Origin of the sequence: Arthrobacter sp. zg-Y916, assembly GCF_020907385.1 — a bacterium.
Taxonomy (GTDB): Bacteria; Actinomycetota; Actinomycetes; order Actinomycetales; family Micrococcaceae; genus Arthrobacter_B; species Arthrobacter_B caoxuetaonis.
In genome coordinates, this window is record NZ_JAJJOD010000007.1 from 126,253 (window position 1) to 144,338 (window position 18,086).

Annotated in this window: 18 protein-coding genes; 8 read left to right on the forward strand and 10 right to left on the reverse strand. The window is 66.2% G+C overall.

Annotation, left to right across the window (positions count from 1 at the left end; all coding sequences use genetic code 11):
• Positions 1 to 13: 13 nt before the first annotated feature.
• On the reverse strand, positions 14 to 457 hold the full coding sequence (locus LOC59_RS12570; protein ID WP_227895461.1) for a nucleoside deaminase: 444 nt from the start codon (positions 455 to 457) through the stop codon (positions 14 to 16).
• Between the two features lie 49 nt (positions 458 to 506).
• The gene (locus tag LOC59_RS12575) at positions 507 to 1,382 is read right to left on the reverse strand and encodes an LLM class flavin-dependent oxidoreductase (RefSeq protein ID WP_229972329.1); all 876 of its coding nucleotides are present in this window, start codon (positions 1,380 to 1,382) and stop codon (positions 507 to 509) included.
• Positions 1,383 to 1,496: 114 nt separating this feature from the next.
• On the opposite strand from LOC59_RS12575, the gene gluQRS reads away from it, so the two are divergent.
• Entirely contained in the window at positions 1,497 to 2,408 is a 912-nt protein-coding gene (gene gluQRS, locus LOC59_RS12580) for a tRNA glutamyl-Q(34) synthetase GluQRS (protein WP_229972331.1), read from the forward strand.
• 44 nt (positions 2,409 to 2,452) lie between these two features.
• On the forward strand, positions 2,453 to 2,896 hold the full coding sequence (locus LOC59_RS12585; RefSeq protein ID WP_227916206.1) for a nitroreductase family deazaflavin-dependent oxidoreductase: 444 nt from the start codon (positions 2,453 to 2,455) through the stop codon (positions 2,894 to 2,896).
• Here the strand turns inward: LOC59_RS12585 and LOC59_RS12590 are convergent.
• Complete coding sequence (locus LOC59_RS12590; RefSeq protein ID WP_227916205.1) at positions 2,893 to 3,414, reverse strand: GNAT family N-acetyltransferase; 522 nt, start codon at positions 3,412 to 3,414, stop codon at positions 2,893 to 2,895. The two genes, LOC59_RS12585 and LOC59_RS12590, sit on opposite strands and share 4 nt — an antisense overlap.
• Before the next feature lie 194 nt (positions 3,415 to 3,608).
• Here LOC59_RS12590 and LOC59_RS12595 point away from each other — a divergent pair, with 194 nt between their 5' ends.
• A complete protein-coding gene (locus LOC59_RS12595; RefSeq protein WP_229972333.1) occupies positions 3,609 to 4,538 on the forward strand; it encodes a CAP domain-containing protein in 930 nt (309 codons plus the stop codon).
• 522 nt (positions 4,539 to 5,060) lie between these two features.
• Here the strand turns inward: LOC59_RS12595 and LOC59_RS12600 are convergent.
• Positions 5,061 to 5,993, reverse strand: a complete 933-nt coding sequence (locus LOC59_RS12600) for a GmrSD restriction endonuclease domain-containing protein (protein ID WP_229972450.1) — start codon at positions 5,991 to 5,993, stop codon at positions 5,061 to 5,063.
• 114 nt (positions 5,994 to 6,107) lie between these two features.
• On the opposite strand from LOC59_RS12600, the gene ppk2 reads away from it, so the two are divergent.
• The 3 genes from ppk2 to LOC59_RS12615 all read left to right on the forward strand — a co-directional run bounded on the left by ppk2 (position 6,108) and on the right by LOC59_RS12615 (position 10,217).
• Complete coding sequence (gene ppk2 / locus LOC59_RS12605; RefSeq protein WP_227895467.1) at positions 6,108 to 7,127, forward strand: polyphosphate kinase 2; 1,020 nt, start codon at positions 6,108 to 6,110, stop codon at positions 7,125 to 7,127.
• Positions 7,128 to 7,180: 53 nt separating this feature from the next.
• Positions 7,181 to 7,927 carry a FadR/GntR family transcriptional regulator gene (locus LOC59_RS12610; protein ID WP_229972335.1) on the forward strand — a complete coding sequence of 249 codons (747 nt, stop codon included), beginning with the start codon at positions 7,181 to 7,183 and terminating at the stop codon, positions 7,925 to 7,927.
• Between the two features lie 718 nt (positions 7,928 to 8,645).
• Complete coding sequence (locus LOC59_RS12615; RefSeq protein ID WP_442860591.1) at positions 8,646 to 10,217, forward strand: DUF222 domain-containing protein; 1,572 nt, start codon at positions 8,646 to 8,648, stop codon at positions 10,215 to 10,217.
• A 17-nt stretch (positions 10,218 to 10,234) separates the two neighbouring features.
• Here LOC59_RS12615 and LOC59_RS12620 read toward each other — a convergent pair whose 3' ends face one another.
• The 4 genes from LOC59_RS12620 to LOC59_RS12635 all read right to left on the reverse strand — a co-directional run bounded on the left by LOC59_RS12620 (position 10,235) and on the right by LOC59_RS12635 (position 14,080).
• Positions 10,235 to 11,272 carry an L-idonate 5-dehydrogenase gene (locus LOC59_RS12620; RefSeq protein WP_229972339.1) on the reverse strand — a complete coding sequence of 346 codons (1,038 nt, stop codon included), beginning with the start codon at positions 11,270 to 11,272 and terminating at the stop codon, positions 10,235 to 10,237.
• Positions 11,273 to 11,281: 9 nt separating this feature from the next.
• Positions 11,282 to 12,043 (reverse strand): SDR family oxidoreductase, encoded by a 762-nt coding sequence (locus LOC59_RS12625; RefSeq protein WP_229972341.1) that lies wholly within the window; start codon positions 12,041 to 12,043, stop codon positions 11,282 to 11,284.
• Positions 12,044 to 12,115: 72 nt separating this feature from the next.
• Complete coding sequence (locus tag LOC59_RS12630; protein ID WP_227897622.1) at positions 12,116 to 13,519, reverse strand: GntP family permease; 1,404 nt, start codon at positions 13,517 to 13,519, stop codon at positions 12,116 to 12,118.
• Positions 13,520 to 13,552: 33 nt separating this feature from the next.
• Positions 13,553 to 14,080 carry a gluconokinase gene (locus LOC59_RS12635; RefSeq protein WP_227897621.1) on the reverse strand — a complete coding sequence of 176 codons (528 nt, stop codon included), beginning with the start codon at positions 14,078 to 14,080 and terminating at the stop codon, positions 13,553 to 13,555.
• 224 nt (positions 14,081 to 14,304) lie between these two features.
• Between LOC59_RS12635 and LOC59_RS12640 the strand changes: the two genes are divergently transcribed.
• Positions 14,305 to 15,696, forward strand: coding sequence for an MBL fold metallo-hydrolase (locus LOC59_RS12640; protein WP_229972343.1), 1,392 nt, complete (start codon positions 14,305 to 14,307; stop codon positions 15,694 to 15,696).
• 67 nt (positions 15,697 to 15,763) lie between these two features.
• Here LOC59_RS12640 and LOC59_RS12645 read toward each other — a convergent pair whose 3' ends face one another.
• Both LOC59_RS12645 and LOC59_RS12650 read right to left on the reverse strand, forming a co-directional pair.
• A complete protein-coding gene (locus LOC59_RS12645) occupies positions 15,764 to 16,525 on the reverse strand; it encodes a sulfite exporter TauE/SafE family protein (protein WP_227897619.1) in 762 nt (253 codons plus the stop codon).
• Positions 16,522 to 17,124: a rhodanese-like domain-containing protein gene (locus tag LOC59_RS12650; protein WP_229972345.1), complete on the reverse strand. Its 603-nt coding sequence runs from the start codon at positions 17,122 to 17,124 to the stop codon at positions 16,522 to 16,524. Before LOC59_RS12650 ends, LOC59_RS12645 begins: the two co-directional genes overlap by 4 nt.
• Before the next feature lie 131 nt (positions 17,125 to 17,255).
• Between LOC59_RS12650 and LOC59_RS12655 the strand changes: the two genes are divergently transcribed.
• Positions 17,256 to 18,032 carry a sulfite exporter TauE/SafE family protein gene (locus tag LOC59_RS12655; RefSeq protein ID WP_331460457.1) on the forward strand — a complete coding sequence of 259 codons (777 nt, stop codon included), beginning with the start codon at positions 17,256 to 17,258 and terminating at the stop codon, positions 18,030 to 18,032.
• The last annotated feature ends 54 nt before the right edge of the window (positions 18,033 to 18,086 follow it).

The window sequence follows — 18,086 nt, forward strand, 5'->3', positions numbered from 1 at the left end:
GGCGCGCAGCGCTCTAGAGCACGCCGATGTCCTCGTTCCACAGGGACGGGAACTCGGCCATGAACTCCTGCATCAGGAGGGTGCACGCCTGATCATCCAGAACGTCCACCTGGACCCCGCGTTCCCGCAGCAGATCTTCGGCACCCCGGTAGCTGCGGTTCTCGCCGATGACCACGTGCGGAATCCGGTACAGCAGGATCGCTCCGGTGCACATGTCGCAGGGTGAGAGCGTGGTGACCATCGTGGCCTTTGTGTAGGCGCCGGCGGGCAGCCGTCCTGCATGCTCCAGGCAGTCCATCTCGGCATGGCGGATCACGCTGCCGAGCTGCTGCCTGCGGTTGCGCCCCGTGGACACGATCGCTCCTTCGACATACAGCGCGGCACCAATGGGGATTCCGCCTTCGGCCCGGCCCTTGCGGGCGGAATTCAGGGCAGGCAACAGCAGCTCCGACGTCATGGCCCCACCCTAGGAGGACGCGACAAAACTGGGAAGAGCCGCACCGGCATCAGTTCCTGCCGGAACGCGCCGCCGCCACAGCTTCCCGGACCGCTGGAGCCGTCTCGTGTCCGAACCTGGCAAGCTCTCCGGCATCGTCGCTGGCCAGGATGAAGCCGGAGATTCCGTAATCCAGGGCCAGCTCCGCCAGCCGTTCCGTCCAGCCCGGCGTATCCGAGGAAGGCCTGATGTTCAGCAGCCGCCGCACGTCCGACGGATCGCGGCCGGCCGAGGCGGCGCCGTCGTCAATGCGGGCGTTCAGCTCCGCCAGTTCCTGCATGCCTGCGCGCAGATAGCCCAGCGAGCCGATCCAGCCGTCAGCCACCTCCCCGGTGACCCGCAGCATCCGCGGCTTGTAGGCACCCAGCCAGATGCCGACGTCGTGCGCCGGCGCCGGCCCGCGCTTGGCGCCGTCCACCCGGTGGATCCGGCCGTCCACCCGGAGCGGAGCCTTGGTGGAGACGTCCCAGATCCCGCGGATGATCCGGATCGCCTCTTCCAGGGCCGTGACGGCGTCTGCCGGGCTGAGCTTCTTCCCGCCCGCAGCTTCGATCGCCTCCCAGAACGCCCCTGCGCCCAGGCCGAGCTCCAACCGTCCGCCGCTGAGCAGGTCCAGGCTGGCCGCACTGCGGGCGACCACTGCAGGCTGGCGCAGCGGCAGGTTCAGGACATCGGTCACCAGCTTCAGGCGGGTGGTCCGGGCAGCCACATAGGACAGCAGGGTCCAGGTGTCGAGGAACCGCGGCTGATAGGGATGGTCCTGGAAGGCCGCCAGGTCGAGTCCGGCGGCCTCGGCGGCGACCGCCAGGCCCACGGCATGCTGCGGCGGTGCCGCAGCCGGAGTGATGAAGGCGCCGAAGAGCAGGTCTCGGCCGTAGTCGGGCATGTCAGGCTCCTCTGGCTCGCAGTGGTGCCCGCCAGTCTAGCCGCGGCGGCGTGCAGCAGATCGTGCAGCGGCGGCGTGCAGCGGATCGGGCCGCGGGTTTGTAGGCTGGAAGGCGTGCTTCCTGTCCCGTCTCCCTCGTCCTCCGCCGCCGCCGGCCGTTATGCCCCCAGCCCCTCCGGCGAACTGCACGTCGGAAACCTCCGCACCGCCATGCTGGCCTGGCTCTTCGCCCGAAGCAGCGGGCGGAACTTCCTGCTGCGCATCGAGGACCTTGACCGGGCGCGCGCCGGAGCGGAAGCTGCCCAGGTGCGCGACCTCGCCGCCGTCGGACTCGACTGGGACGGTGAGGTCATCCGCCAGTCCGACCGGACCCCCGTGTATCTGGAGGCGATCGCGAAACTGCAGGCCGAGGGCAGGGTCTATGAGTGTTTCTGCACCCGTGCGGAGATTTCCGATGCACCCCGCGCCCCGCACTCGCCGCCGGGGGCGTACCCGGGGACCTGCCGGAACCTCCCGGAAGCAGAGCGTGAACGACGCCGCCGCGAACGTCCGGGAGCGCTCCGGCTCCGGGCCGACGTGGACGAGTACACCGTGCATGATGTGCTGCACGGGGACTACACCGGAGCCGTGGATGACCTGGTGCTGCTGCGCAACGACGGCGTGCCGCCCTACAACCTGGCCGTCGTCGTCGACGATGCCGCCCAGGGCATCGACCAGGTGGTCCGCGGCGATGATCTCCTCTCCTCCACACCCCGGCAGGCGTACCTCGCTTCCCTGCTGGGGCTGCCTCCGGTGGAGTACGTGCACGTCCCGCTGGTGCTGGGCACCACGGGCAAGCGGCTGGCCAAGCGCGACGGCGCCGTGACACTGGGCGCGCTGGCCGACGCCGGGATTCCAGTGCCGGAAGCGACGGCGATGATCCTGGACTCACTCGGTTTGCCCGGGACCTTGCCGGAAGCGCTGGAGGTGTTCGATCCGCGGAAGCTCCCCCGGGAACCGTGGATCTTCACCCCGCCGGTCCGCTAGCCCCGCCCTAACCTTCGCTCCGGATTGGGTGTTAACTGGAGGGCATGCCCCTTACCGGTGAATACGTCCCCAGCACCTCCAAACGCTCCCGCGACCAGGCGGCGGAAATCGAGTCCTCCGGCGGTACCCGCGGCACTACTCTCCATGGTCGTCCGGTGGTCCTGCTGACCACCAAGGGTGCCAAAAGCGGCAAGCTGCGCAAGACGCCGCTGATGCGGGTTGAGCACGACGGCGACTACGCGGTGGTCGCTTCCCTTGGCGGTGCCGCGAAGCACCCCCTCTGGTACTTCAACGTCAAGTCCCATCCCCATGTCGAGTTGCAGGACGGTCCGCAGAAATGGGACATGCGGGCCCGCGAAGTCACCGGCGAAGAGAAAGCGCTCTGGTGGGACCGCGCCGTGGAGGCCTATCCCCCGTACGCGGACTACCAGGCCAGGACTGAGCGCGAGATTCCGGTGTTCGTGCTTGAGCGGATGGTCGAAGCCTAGGTCGTTCCCCCGGATGCGGCGGACAGGTCCAGCTGCATCCAGCTGACGTCGTGCCAGGCGCCGTGCTTCCAGCCCACTCTGCGGAACACTCCCACGGGCATGAACCCAAGTGCGGTATGCAGCGCTTCGCTGGCCGGGTTCGGCAGGGTCATGCCTGCCACGACGGTGCGTAAGCCCAGCTTTCCCAAACGTTCCAGCAGCGCCCTGTAGAGGACAGATCCCACACCGGTGCCTGTAGCTGACTGGGCCACGTAGATGCTGGTTTCCGCTGTCCGGGCGTACGCTGCCCGGCTTCGCCAGCTGCCGGCGTACGCATAGCCGGCCACCACGCCGTCGTGCTCCCCCACGAGCCACGCGTACCGTTCCTGTGCTGCGGCGATGCGCCGCGCCATCTCCTCCGCTGCGGGCGGCTCCGTTTCGAACGACACTGCCGTCTGCAGGACGTAGGGGGCGTAGAGCGCTGCGCAGGCGGCGGCGTCGGCGGGTGTTGCGTCCCGCGTGAGAAGGGTGGATGCCATGGGCGAAATGGTAGCGAACCCGCACCGCACATGTTAGGCGGGCTAATTATAAGTTCCTGTTTTGGACTTGGGAAGGGTGATGACTGAAACACCATGAATTTGAATTAGAATTGTGATTTTGAGACGCACTTTTGTAGCGTGAAAGCGGGGGGATGAGCCACATAGTGACCGCAATCTAAGAAAGGTCTCATCCTATGAATAAAACTAAGAAATCGCTTAGCATCATTACGCTTTCAGCCGTTATTGGCGCAGGAGGAGTGGGTACGGCAGCCGTAGCGTCGCCCTCACTGGCTCCGGCCGTGACCATGGAGCCCGGTGCCGCAACCGCTTCGCAGGAGCAGGTCCTGGCCGAGATCTTCGCGGAAATCAACGCATTCCGAGAAGCTCAGGGACTGGCTCCGGTGCAATACAATCCCGTGGTTTCCCAGACAGCCCAGGGCTGGTCGGACCAGATGGCCTCCTCCGGGGTGTTCGAACACAACCCGGACTATGCCGGTTCCCCCGACCTGGCGGGCTGGAGCAAGGCCGGAGAAGTTATCGCTTCCCGCTCCGATCACAGCGCCCAGGAGATTGTGCAGCAGTGGATAAACTCTCCCGGCCATAACGCGATTCTCAGCGACCCCGATCTGAATACGCTTGGAATTGGAGTGACCTTTAGCGACGGGGATCAGGCATTGTATGCTGTGGCGAATTTCTTCCAGTATTCACCGGACCATCCGGCAACCGTTCCTGCTCCGGGTGCTGAGGCTTCGCCTGAACCTGGGCCTGTCCCCGAGCCCGCGCCCGAACCCGCCCCGGAACCGGAGCCTGCACCCGAGCCCGCACCGGAACCGGCACCTGTCCCGGAGCCTGCTCCCGAGCCTGCACCGGTTCCGGACCCGGTTCCCGAACCCGAGCAGCCGATCGTCAACAATCCCACTGCTCCGGACGGCAAGGACTGCTGGCCGAAGGGAGACCGCGAGGGCCGTGGGGAAGGACACCGCGGGGACCGCGGCGGCTGGAACGATCCCGGACGAGGCGCTGATCCGAACACCGGCCAGACTGCTGGCTGGAACAACGGCCACCACGGCGGCGGCGGCGGTGGGCACCACGGTGGCGGTGGGCACCACGGCGGCGGCCGCTAACTGACGCTAGCCCGCCCTGTTGAGCGTTCCCGCGCCCTGAACTTCGCGCCCGGCACCTGCTGCCGGGCGCGAAGTGCGTCCGCAGGCTGGCTGCCAGCTGGCGGCCGATGGCTGGTGTTTGGAACAGGAACCGGCAGCTAGAACGAGACCGTTCGGGTGAACCAGAGCCGGTACCGGAACCCTGCTACGTGGAATGACAGCACGGGCCAATCGACCTTTGCTTCCTGCCGGGGCCTTCCCCGCAGGGACCTGGCCCGAACCGCCTCCCTCCTGCCCCGTTCTGCGTCGGCCAGGCGCTCCCGGTAGTCGAGCCGCGCCAGCTCTATCTCAAGCAATCCCATGACGTACCCTTCCGTGCCCCTGGTGCTTAGCAGCTTGGGCACAACGCTAGGAGCCGCTGCAACAACGCACGACGCCTTTGAGGACACCTAGGGTCCGCATTGACCCAAATTCAGGACAGGAACTGTCCGCTAGTTGAAGGCTTCCGGGTCGGGATCGTCAGGGCTCTCAGTGTCGGGGTTCTCAGGACGTGCAGCCGACCCCGTCGCCGTCGCCGTCGAACTTCGGATCCCAGCCGGGATCCCCGGGGCGGATCGGAGCCGCTCCCGCAGCCCGGACTGCCGTGCAGTTGGCATAAACCGGCGCCGTGCCGGCGCCCTCCGGAACCCCCACTGCCCCCGGACCAGCCGCTCCCGGTTGGGCGGCCACAGTCCGCGGTGCTGTGCCCTCCCGGGCCGGAACCGGTTCCTCGGGGCAGGACGAGAGGACAGTTGCTATCGCGTCGTGCTCGGCCTGCGTCATCCACAGCCCGTACGCGGCCTTGACCGCTGTTTGCCGCGCGACGTACTCGCAGCGGAAGGCCTTGTTCGGCGGCAGCCAGGTGGCGGCGTCGGAATCCGACTTCGCCCCATTGGCCGGACCGTCCGCGGCCAAAAGGTTGAGCGGATCGTTGGCGAACTGGCTGCGCTGCTCGGCAGAGAGCTGCTGCGCACCCTTCTGCCAGGCATCGGACAGCGCCACCACATGGTCGATCTGCACGGCCGTGCTGGTGGTGTTGCCGCGCACGAAGCTGATCGTGGTCCCTGTGTAGGGGTCGGCGAAGGTTCCCGAGGCGACAACGCAGTCCTGGGTTCCATGCTTGAATTCCTCAGACACCAGGTCCCGGGCCAGGATGTCGTTGCGGGTGTCGCAGCCATTGTGGTCGACGTCGGCCCAGGCCGGCCCGAATTCCTCGCGGCTGTAGCCGGTCTTCGGGGCGCGGCCTTTGATCGCGATGGTTCCCAGCTGCTCCAGCGCGGTTCCCGCCTGGGCGTCTGTGGTCCCTGCTTCGCTGCTTTGGACTTCTGCAGGCTGCGGGATGGCGCCGGCAGGTGATTCCTGCGGCACGCAGGCTGTTCCTGTCAGCAGGAGCGTGAGGGCGGAAAGGGACAGCAATATGGTGCGCAGGTGTTTCATCGCCATCAATTATCTCCGCTGCGCCGGTGATGCCGTGCAGGCGTGCGGCGCGCCCTTCCCTTGGCCGGGGCTGCCGCGTAGATTCGGTGGTGTGCACACTTCCTGAGGAGGGCCATGGCCAACGGCAAGAACGCGACCCAGACTGACTCCGAGAAGGCGCCCGCGGAGGACAAATCCGGGGGAAAGGCCAGCGCGAATTCCAACGGCCGTGAACGGGTTTCAGTCGCAGAGGACTATGCCGCGGAACTCGATGAACTCGGCGAGCTGGATGCGAGGAATCCTGTCGTCCTTACGGACAAAGGCAACGAGGCCCCCTGGCAGCACAACTACCCCTACGATAAAAAACTCAGCCGGCGGTCCTACGAACGGCAAAAGCGGCAGCTGCAGATTGAACTCCTCAAGATGCAGCTGTGGGTCAAGGACACCGGCCAGAAGATGCTTCTGATCTTTGAGGGCCGCGACGCCGCCGGGAAGGGCGGCGCGATCAAACGGTTCAATGAGCACCTGAATCCCCGCGGTTCCAGGATCGTCGCCCTGGAGAAACCCACGGATCAGGAGCGGACGCAGTGGTATTTCCAGCGCTACGTCTCCCACCTCCCCGGCGGCGGGGAAATCGTGATGATGGACCGGTCCTGGTACAACCGTGCCGGCGTCGAACGCGTGATGAACTACTGCACTCCGGCGCAGTACCTGGAGTTCATGCGGGAAGTTCCGGAACTGGAACGGATGCTCGTGAACTCCGGCGTGCTGGTGCGCAAATTCTGGTTTTCCGTGGGCCGGGCCGAACAGCTGGCACGGTTTGCGGCACGCGAAACAGATCCGGTGAAGCAGTGGAAGCTCTCCCCCACGGACCTCGCGAGCCTAGACAAGTGGGACGACTACACGCAGGCCAAGGAAGCCATGTTCTTCTACACGGACACCGGTGACGCGCCCTGGACCGTGGTGAAGTCGAATGACAAGAAACGCGCCCGGCTGGAGGCGATGCGGTTCGTGCTGGACAGCGTCGAATACCCCAACAAGGACCGGGCCGTGGCACACGCCCCGGATCCCCTCATCGTTGGTCCGGCGGCCAGTCACTACGAGGAGGGCGAGGAGCCGGACGGACTGTTTCCCGTCGTCAAGCCGCAGCCCTGAGGCACGGCCGCTGTTGCATATGATGAAACGGTGACTGCTACCCGACGACGCGCATGAGTTCCCGACTGCACAGCCTGGTCATCGAATCCCTCGGACGCAGGATTGTTTCCGGCGAGCTCGCTCCCGGGTCGACGATGCTCTCCGGAGACCTCGAAACTGAGCTCGGCGTTTCGCGGTCCGTTGCACGCGAAGCGGTGCGGGTGCTGCAGTCCCTCGGCCTGGTTGAAACGGTGAAGCGGATTGGTATCCGGGTTCTCCCGGAGACCGCCTGGAACGTGTTCGACCCGTTCGTGGTGCGCTGGCGGCTGGCCTCCGTTCCCGGCAAGGGTGCACAGCTGCGCTCACTGACTGAACTGCGTTCCGCCGTCGAGCCTGCTGCCGCCGAACTCGCAGCCGAGCACGCCCCCGAGGATATGGCTGCGGAGCTGATGGCTGTTGCCGCCAAGATGCGTGCCGTAGGCCGTGCCGGCGACCTGCAGCAGTTCCTGGACCTGGACATCCACTTCCATGCACTGGTCCTAGCCGCTTCCGGGAACGAGATGTTCGGGCAAATGCAGTCGATGATCGCCGAAGTCCTCCGGGGCCGCACCGACTACGGGCTCATGCCCTCCCATCCGCATGAGGAAGCACTGCAGTGGCACGTCGACGTCGCGAACGCGGTCCAGGAGGGAAAACCTGAAGCTGCCCGCGAGGCCATGGACCAGATCATGCGCCGGACCAAGTCTGAAGTCGAGGGTGTCTGGGCGGAAGAACCCCGGATCTTTACTCAGCCGGAGCGTCTGGGCGTAGTGGAGGGGTAGTTATTGGGGTAGCTGTGGGCGTTGTTCGCGGCGACGGTTGTTGGGGCGGCGTTGGTGCAGCGCGCGCCTTGGCCGTAGGGACGGCCAGGGCGTAGGTATGGCCAGGGCCCCGCGAGGGCGCGGGCCCGGCCAGGGCGCGGGCGCGGCCAGCCTCCCGCTCTCCTTTCCTCCCCGATGGAAGCCGCTCCTCCTGTCCTCCCCCATACAGGGCGCTCTCCTGTCCTCCCCGATAGTGGCGCCGCGCCGGGCGGAACGGTCTTTGTCCACATAGACAGGTCTTACTGCTCTTCAGCGAGAAACCGTTTCATAGCCTTCGACCATGTTGGAGATGGAAGCAGCACCCTCGTTGCAGCAGCCAAAGCCCTCGGCACCTGGAGCACCTGGAGCATCTGGAGCACCTGGAGCACCCGGAGCACGGGCTGCCTACCGCCGTGCCGCCGGCCCCCTTACCGGCATGGCTCCTGCCCGCCCCTTGCTCTTTCACGGGGTCCGTGGGGCTGCAGCGCTCGACGCTTCCTTACCGGCGTCCACACCTCAAAAGACCGGCCCGTCAGTTCCGAATTCGTCCTGGCTCGGCAGCGAGAGCCGGGCGGCTGTTCGTTCCGCCAGCACTCACGAGTTACTGGACCACGTCGTCGCTTGCCTGCGATGTCTGCAGGATCCGGACACCACGGATGACATCCCGGATGCCTGGGCTGACCCCGAGTTGGTTGATTTGATGCGGGTGTTGGAGGAACTGAAGTCTGCAGCTGCGGCGGTGCAGGCCCGTGCCGCGGCATCGTTTGATGCCTCCCAGCGGCGGGCGCAGTCCCGTGCCGGTGTCCCGGCTGAGCATCTTGGCCGCGGTGTGGGATCGCAGGTGGCGCTGGCGAGGCGGGATTCCCCGCACCGGGGCAGCCGGCACCTGGGTTTCGGCAAAGCCCTGGTCCACGAAATGCCCTACACCCTGGCGGCTTTGTCTTCCGGGGTGCTCAGTGAATGGCGGGCCACGCTCCTGGTCCGGGAAACAGCCTGCCTGGACGTGGAGGACCGGCGCCGGGTCGACGAGCTGATCTGCAAGGATCCAGCCTCCCTGGAAGGCCTCGGCGACCGGAAACTCATTGCCCGGATCCGCTCGATCACCCAGACCATTGACCCCGCGTCCCAGGTCCGACGCAACGCCAAAGCCGTCTCCGACCGGTACGTCTCCTGCCGCCCGGCGCCGGACACCATGTCCTACCTGACCGGTCTGCTGCCGGTGGCTCAGGGAGTGGCGGTGTATGCGGCATTGTCCCGGGCAGCGGATTCCCTGCGTGCATCCGGGGACGGGCGCGGGCGGGGACAGATCATGGCCGATACCCTTGTCGAACGCGTTACCGGCCAGGACACAGCGGACCGGGTACCGGTCGAGGTGCAGCTCGTAATCACAGACCGGACCCTGCTCTCCCAGATCGTGATTCCACAGGAGCGGATCTCGCAGAACGGGACGTCCGAGAGCCGGAACGGCGTCTCTGGGAACGGGAACGGGGTCCCTGAGAACGGATCTTCTGGGGACCGGGCCTTCGGAGCACGGCCATCGCTCCCAGAGGCACCGGCCTACTTCCCGGGGTACGGGATCGTCCCCGGCTCGTGGGCGAGGGAACTGATCCGTTCAGGACTGGGACTAGGGATCTGCGGCCGCGAGGCGTCACCGCCAGGCGGAGGCTCATCCAACCAACAACTGCGGGACACATCAGGGTTGCCGGATGCGGAATCCTCCAGCCAAGAATCTCCGCCGGAACACCCATCCCTGGTCAGCCTGCGCCGCCTGTATCTTGACCCGGTTTCCGGGGAACTGGCCGCAATGGAATCCAAGGCCCGCGCATTCCCTACAGGCCTGGCACGGCTGATCCGCACCAGGGACCAAACCTGCCGCACTCCCTGGTGCGACGCACCGATCCGGCACATCGACCACATCCGATCCTCCGCCGCGGGCGGACCAACCAGTTACATCAACGGACAGGGACTCTGCGAAGCCTGCAACCAGGCCAAAGAAGCACCCGGCTGGAACGCAACACCAATCAATGGGGTGCCGTCGGGGGTGAACGGGCCGGCGGGTCAATCAGCCGCAGCGAATGCGGCCGGGGCGCCCCGCCAAACGTCCGGCAGTCGGCACCTTGTCCGGATCACCACACCCACCGGCCACACCTACACCTCCACGGCACCGCCGCTGCCGGGCAGCCGACCAGGCCCACAAAGCCCGCTGGGACGCGGCGCTCCCGGAACGCGATACTCCCCGGGACGCGATACTCCCCTAGATGTATCCGGCTGACCCAACGGAGCCTGCCCTCAGTCGTCGAAGCGCAGAAGAACCTTGCTGCTAGCCGAAGCGTCCCTGGCCACTGCGAACGCCTCCAGCGCCTCCTGGACCGCAAATTCGTGGGTGATCACCGGGTCAGCTTGCAGGCTCCCGTCGGCGAGGGCAGAAATGACATCGTCGATCTCGTCGTTGAACCGGAAGGAACCGACCAGCTCCAGTTCCCGCGTGATTGCCAGGGAGATCAGCGCAGGCTGCTCCCCCGAAGGCAACAGCCCCACCATGACAACCCGGCCGCCGCGGGTTGCACCCTGTACCGCGGACATCAGACCGCGGTAACTGCCCGAGGACTCGAAGCAGATGTCGGCATCCACGGCAGCAATACCCTCGGCATCCGTCGCCAGCAGGCTGCGGTCGGCTCCAACAGCCCGGGCGGTCTCCAGCGGGAACTCGTGCATGTCCGTCGTGATGATCTCACCGGCGCCGCGTGCCCGAAGCACGGCGGTAATGAGCGCTCCAATAGGTCCGGAACCAGTCACCAGCACACGTTTGCCCCGCACATCCCCGGCACGCGAAACCGCATGCCAGGCCACAGCCGCAGGTTCCACCAGTGCTGCACGGCGCAGCGGCAGGTTCTCCGGCAGCACCCGGAGCATCCGCACCGGAAGATTCACGAACCGGGCAAAGGCCCCCTCCGTATGCGGGAACCGCGCAGCGCTGCCCAAATACGTGCAGCCGGGCGAAAGGTTCGGCCGGTCATCGGGATACCTGGACCCGTCACCTGGACCCGGCGTCGCCGGATGCACGGCCACGGCAGTTCCCGCCACCGGCCCCGAGCCGTCGGCTGCAGCACGGAACACACGCCCCACGACTTCATGTCCGAGCAGCATCGGCGCCTTCAGGATGGACTCCCCCGCAGCACCGTGCTGCCAGTAATGCAGGTCCGATCCGCAGATCCCGCCATAGGCGATCTCCACGACAGCTTCATCAGCAGCCCGCTCCGCCGGCGCCACAGGTTCTACCCGCAGGTCGCCCGCCCCGTGCGCCACGACACCCAAAACTGAATTCACAAGAGCCCCCTACACCACCGTGGTCATGCCGCCGTCGATAAAGACGACCTGACCGTTGACGAAGTTCGACGCATCGGAGGCCAGCCAGATCGCCGGGCCAATGATGTCCTCCACAGTGCCCCAGCGACCCGCCGGAGTCCTGCCCAGAATCCACGAATTGAACTCCTCATCATCGACGAGGTTCTGCGTCATCTCAGTGTGGATGTATCCCGGCGCGATGGCATTGATCTGCAGCCCGGATCCTGCCCATTCAGCCGTCATCGCCCGGGTCAGGTTCCGGATCCCGCCCTTTGATGCCGTGTACGGCGCTATGGTCGGCCGCGCGAGATCGGCCTGGACCGAGGCAATGTTGATGATCTTCCCGGCACCGCGCGGAATCATGTGCCGTGCAGCTTCTCGTCCTACCAGGAAAGCGCTGGTCAGGTTGGTGCGGATCACCCGTTCCCAGTCCTCGACCTCCAGGTCCAGCATCGGCACCCGGTGCTGGACTCCGGCGTTGTTCACCAGGATGGCCAGGGGACCAACTTCACGCTCTACCCAGGCGAGGCCGTCGGCCGCAGCCTGCGCGTCGGTGACATCGAACTGTCTGGCGAAGACCTTCCCGGGTCCGAATTCGGCGGCCAGGGAAGCCCGCGCTACCTCCAGCCGGTCACCGTCGAGCCCGTTCAGGACCACGATCGCGCCGGCACCTGCCAGCCCGCAGGCAATCGCGTTCCCGATCCCCCGGCTCGATCCGGTGACCAGTGCGATCCGGCCGGAAATATCAAACATGTGTCCCTCCAGGGGTGCGTGGTAGCGCAACGGCCGGGAACAGCAGCTGCTGTTCCCGGCCGTTGCGGATTGCTAGAACCCTGACGCGATCAGGTAGATCGCCAGTGCCAGGATGAAGCCGACGACGCCGATGAGCGCCTGGCCAACGGTCCAGGTCTTCAGCGTGGTCTTGGTGTCCATCTGGAAGAACCGGCTGACCAGCCAGAAACCGGAGTCGTTGACGTGGCCGGCGAAGACCGAGCCCGCGGCCAGGGACAGCACGATCGCGACCGTCTGCACGGCGTTGAACTCCGGATTGTCCAGGACTACCGGCTGCACCAGGGCAGCGGCTGTGGTCAGGGCCACCGTGGCGGAACCCTGTGCCAGCCGGATGATTGCGGCAATGACGAAGCCGGCAACGATGACCGGCAGGCCAATGGCGTCGAGGGAGCCGGCAATCGCGTCGCCAATCCCGCTGGCGCGCAGCACGCCGCCGAACATGCCGCCGGCACCGGTGATCAGGATGATCGAGCAGACCGGGCCGAGGGCCGAATCCACAACGGTCTCGATGAGCGTGGCCTTTTTGCCCTGGCGGCGGCCGAGCAGCCACATCGCCAGGAAGACGGTGATGAGCAGGGCAACCGGAGTCTCACCGAGCGTACGCAGGATCTGGACCCAGGTGTCCTCCAGGGAGACCAGCTCCGCAGTGGCTGCCATGTTCAGGCCGGTGTTCAGGAAGATGAGGAAGAACGGAAGCAGCAGCAGGGTGACGATCGCACCAAGGCTCGGAGCGGAACGGAATTCCTCTTCCGCGGAACCCTTCGGGGCATCCAGAATCGCCGGCACGGGGATGTTGAACTTGCGGCCCAGGAAGTGTCCGAACAGGTAGCCGGTCAGGTACCAGGTGGGAATGGCAATGAGCAGGCCGAAGATCAGCACCAGGCCGATATCAGCACCCAGCAGCCCGGTAGCTGCCACCGGGCCGGGGTGCGGCGGGACAAACACGTGCATGACGGAGAACGCGGCAGCGGCCGGGAAAGCGTAGGTCAGCAGCGACCCGCCCATGCGGCGTGCAACGGTGAAGATAATCGGCAGCATGACCACAAGGCCGGCGTCGAAGAAGATGGGGAAGCCGAACATCAGCGAGGCCACGGAAAGCGCCAGCGAGGCCCGCTTCTGCCCGAACTTGTTGATGAGCGCGTTGGTCAGGACCTCCGCGCCGCCGGAAACTTCCAGCATGCGTCCGAGCATCGCGCCCAGGCCAACCAGCAGCGCGACGCTGCCCAGGGTGGTCCCGAAGCCGCTGAGCAGCGTGGGCACAATGGAGCCGGCCGGAATACCGGTGGCGACGGCGGTGAGCAGGCTGACCACGATCAGCGCCAGGAAGGCGTGGATGCGGAACTTCATGATCATCACCAGCAGCAGTGCAATGGCTGCGACGGCGATCAACAGGAGGCCGGGCGTACCCAGCGTCCAATTGAGCTCGAGATCGGTCATCGTTGTCCTATCAGGGTGGGTGAGTGAACCGGGTTAGTGCCCGGAGGGTTCGACGGCGGCTGCCGCTGCAGCGGCAATCTCGCCAAGGCTCAGCGTGATGTCCAGCCGGATTCCGGCCTCGTCATCGCCGAGAGGTTCAAGGGTGGCGAACTGGGAGTCCAGCAGGGTCGGAGGCATGTACTCGTGGTCGCGCTTGGAGAGGCGTTCGGCGATCAGTTCGCGCGAACCGTCCAAGTGAACGAACTGCACAGTCGGCGCGTAGGAACGGATGAGGTCCCGGTACTGCCGCTTCAGGGCGGAACAGGCAACCACTGTCGCAGTGCCCTTCGCCAGGCCTGCCTCGATTTCAGCGCCAATGGCACGGAGCCAGGGTTCGCGGTCCTCATCGGTCAGCGGGTGCCCGGAGGCCATTTTGGCTTTGTTGCTGGCCGGGTGCAGGTCATCTCCGTCCAGGAACGGCAGGCCCAGAGTGGCCGCGATGGCCCGTCCGGCGGTGGATTTGCCGCATCCCTGTACGCCCATGACGACGACAGGTGGATACGAATTGTTCGCCAACGGCATGGCCAAACTCCTCAGACGCTCCATTACATCTGATTTGCTGTGGCTTCGCCGCGAATAAATCAGATTTATCAGCTCCAAGCTAGCATACTGCGCTCGCCCAGCGGCAGCCCCTGGCGTTGAAGCCCCCAGGAGCTCGCACCCACATACCCCCTCGGGTATTTGGGTTTATACCCTAGGGGGTATTACCGTGGAGGGAACAGAACCCCATCCCCACGGAGGAACCCATGCTTATCGAACGCATCTATGACGAGGACCTGGCCCAGGCCAGCTACTTCATCGGCTGCCAGCGGCTGGGCGAGGCTATCGTCGTTGACGCCCGCCGCGACGTCGCCCCTTACCTCGAACTTGCTGCCGCCAACGGCATGAAGATCACTGCGGTGACGGAAACCCACATCCACGCCGACTACCTCTCCGGCACGCGTGAGCTCGCCGCCGCCACCGGTGCAGCCATCTACGTTTCCGGCGAAGGCGGCACCGACTGGCAGTACGGCTTCGAGGGCACGCGGATGTTCGACGGCGATGCGATCACCATCGGCAACCTCACCATCAAGGCGCTGCACACTCCGGGCCACACCCCAGAGCACCTCTCCTTCCTGGTCACTGACGGCGCCTTCAGCGACCAGGCCGGTTACCTGCTCTCCGGTGACTTCGTCTTCGCTGGAGACCTCGGCCGCCCCGACCTGCTCGATGAAGCAGCCGGCGGCGTTGACACCCGCTTCGAAGGCGCACGGCAGATGTTTGCCAGCCTGCGGGACAAGTTCCTGACCCTGCCCGATTACGTGCAGGTCCACCCCGGCCACGGCGCAGGCAGCGCCTGCGGCAAGGCGCTGGGCGCCATCCCGTCCTCCACCGTGGGTTACGAGCGCCTGTACGCCTGGTGGGGCCCCTACCTCGCAGCCAACGACGAGCAGGCCTTCATCAACGAACTCCTCGACGGACAGCCCGAGGCCCACGCTTACTTCGCCCGCATGAAGAAGCAGAACAAGCAGGGTCCGGCAGTGATGGGCCCGCGTGAACCGCTCGCGGAAATCCCCGCAACGGACGTCACATCCCGCCTGGAGACCGGGAAGGCCACCTTTGTGGACACCCGCGGCGTGGCCGACCTGCACAAGGGAACCGTCCCCGGTGCCCTGCACATTCCCGCCGGCGGCAAGACTGCCAGCTTCGGAGCCTGGGCCGTGGACCCCGAGTCCGAAAACACGCGCCCGCTGATCCTGCTCACCGCAGACCAGGCCCAGGCCCACGCCGTCCGTGATGCCCTGGCCCGCGTAGGCATTGACGGCGTCGCCGGCTTCGTTTCCAGCCTTGACGGACTCCCCCAGGCCGCGCCGGCCACCATCTCCGCCACGGACCTGGACCCGTTCGACGCAGCCATGGTGCTGGACGTCCGCTCCCGCACGGAGCACGCCGCGGGCCACATCCCCGGCTCGCACCAGCTGCACGGCGGCCGCGCCCTGTGGAACCTGGACCAGCTGCCCTCCGATGGCACGATTGTGGCGTACTGTGCCAGCGGCATGCGCAGCTCGATCGTCGGCAATGCCCTGCGCAACGCCGGGTACGACGTCGTCGAGCTGGAAGGCGCCTACCCCGCCTGGGCTGCCGCTCACGCTTCCTAACCCCCGGCGAAACTAACCCCGGTCCGCATATTGCGGGCCGGGGTTTGTATGTTGCGCAGGAACGGTATTACAAGCCGGTGAGCTCCTGCACCAGGACAAAGGCACCCATGGCCAGGACAAACCAGCCGAAGGCTTTCCGCAGGGCAGCCTCGGGAATCCTCCCGATCAGCCGTGCGCCGGCCAAGGACCCAACAATCGCCATGGCAGTCACGGCCAGGGTCAGGCTCCAGTCGATCTGCACGGTGGTCAGGTAGCCTGCCAGACCGGCAAAGGACTTCATGGCGATGACCACCAGAGACGTGCCAACAGCCATGGCCATCGGCATGCCGCCGAGCAGCGCCAGTGCCGGAACCACCAGGAACCCGCCGCCGGCGCCAACCAGTCCCGTCACCAGGCCCACGACGGCGCCGTCTGCGAGGATCCGCAGAATCGGCAGGTCGGTGTAGGCCTTGTCCGGATCGACCTTGCGGCGTCCGCGGAGCATAGCGATCGACGTCGCGATCATCATGAGCGCAAAGGCGATCATGAGCACGACGGCGGGGATGCGGCTGCCGAGCAGGCCGCCGCCGAAGGCTCCGGCCATACCTGCAGTACCGAAGATCAGTCCGGTCTTCCAGCGGACCCGCCCTCCGCGGGCGTGCCCGATGACGCTGACGGCGGAGGTCACCCCCACAACAAACAGCGAAGCCGCAATGGCTTCCTTCGCACCGAAACCGGCGATGTACACCAGGATCGGCACCGTGAGGATCGAACCGCCTCCCCCCAGCAGCCCCAGGGAGAGGCCGATGAGCAGGGACAGGCCAAGAACGAGGGCGAGCGTGGGGGTCATGAGGCTGCAGGACCCTGCTGGGGAAGGGTCTCGATTGCCGATTCCCGTGTTGGCTCCGAAGAAGTGCGGTTCCACGGCATCTTGGCCAGGACCATACCCATGGCGCAGGAGTTGGCGGCAGCGGAGAAAGTCAGGCCGGCACCGATGCCGCCGGCAAGCATGCGGAGCTTAGGCGAGACAAAGCGGCCGCCGGCAAGGCCCAGCACGACGGCGCTGCCGGCCACCACGCGCACCTGGCGTTCCAGGTCCCAGCGCTGCTGGCCGCGGACGACGTCGCCGTTCGCTGCTGCGAACGCCGGGACACCGCCAGCCAGGACATGGGCGAAACCGACGCCTGCGCCGCCCAGGCGGGTGCGGGCCTGTTCTGCCCGGGTGCCGGACTGGCACACCAGTACAACACGCTTGCCGAGCCGTTCGGCCAAGGCATCGGTGTGCTCCGAGAGCAGCGGCAGCGGAACGTTATAGGAGCCGCGGATGTGCATCGATTCGAACTCGGCGGCGGAGCGGACGTCGAGGACGATCAGGTCTTCCTGGTCCTGCATCCAGGTGCGGAGGGTCTGGGCGTCAACGGAGGTTACGGCTGCAGGCGTCGCAGTCATGGGGTCCTTTCGAAAGGAATAGGGAGTACCCCTACGCTCCCATATACCCATGGGGGTATGCAAAACACCCCCGGGGGTATCCCATTTCCCAAGCCTTCTCGAACAGCCGGTTGTCTGGGAATGTTGCGGGCATGGACATGGTGCTGATCGGCCTGGCTGTCGGCGTACTGGTCGGCGCCGTCGTGGGCCTGGTCGGCGCCGGCGGAGCGATTATTGCCGTCCCCGCACTGGTCTATGTGGTGGGACTGGAGCCTGCCGAGGCGGTGCCTACCTCGCTGATCGTCGTGGGCCTGGCCTCCCTTGCAGGAGCCCTTCCCCGGCTGCGTTCGGACGTCAGCTGGCCGCTGGTCCTGCTGGTGGGAGCTGCAGGCATTCCGGCTTCCTGGCTGGGGGCTGCCGCCGGCGCACGCCTGGACAAGGACTGGCTGATGCTGTTCTTCGCCCTGATCATGATCGTCGCGGGACTGCGGATGCTGCTGGCCGCCGGGGTATCCAACGTCGAGTCACAGCCGGGCGCCACCCGCTGGGGCCAGCTGGCACTGCGCGGCATTCCCACCGGACTGGCCGTTGGTTTCCTCACCGGCCTTTTGGGTGTGGGCGGCGGTTTCCTCATCATTCCCGCCCTCACCCTGCTGCTTCGCCTTCCCATGCACCGGGCGATTGGCACGTCCCTGGTCATCATCGTGATCAACTCTGCGTCCGGCTTCGCCGCGCACCTGGACGGGCTTTCCATTGACTGGGCATTGACTCTCAGCTTCGCTGCGGCAGCCATGGCCGCCTCGCTGGGAGCTGCGCGAATCGCCCACCGCCTTAACGACGCCGTCGTCAGCCGGGTTTTCGCCGCCCTCATTTTTGCTGTCGCCCTGGCAGTGCTGCTGCAGACCGTACCGGCCCTCTTCCGCGCATAAGCGGCAACGCCGCTACGAGGGCACGCAGATCACGCCATTGTGATCTGCGTTACG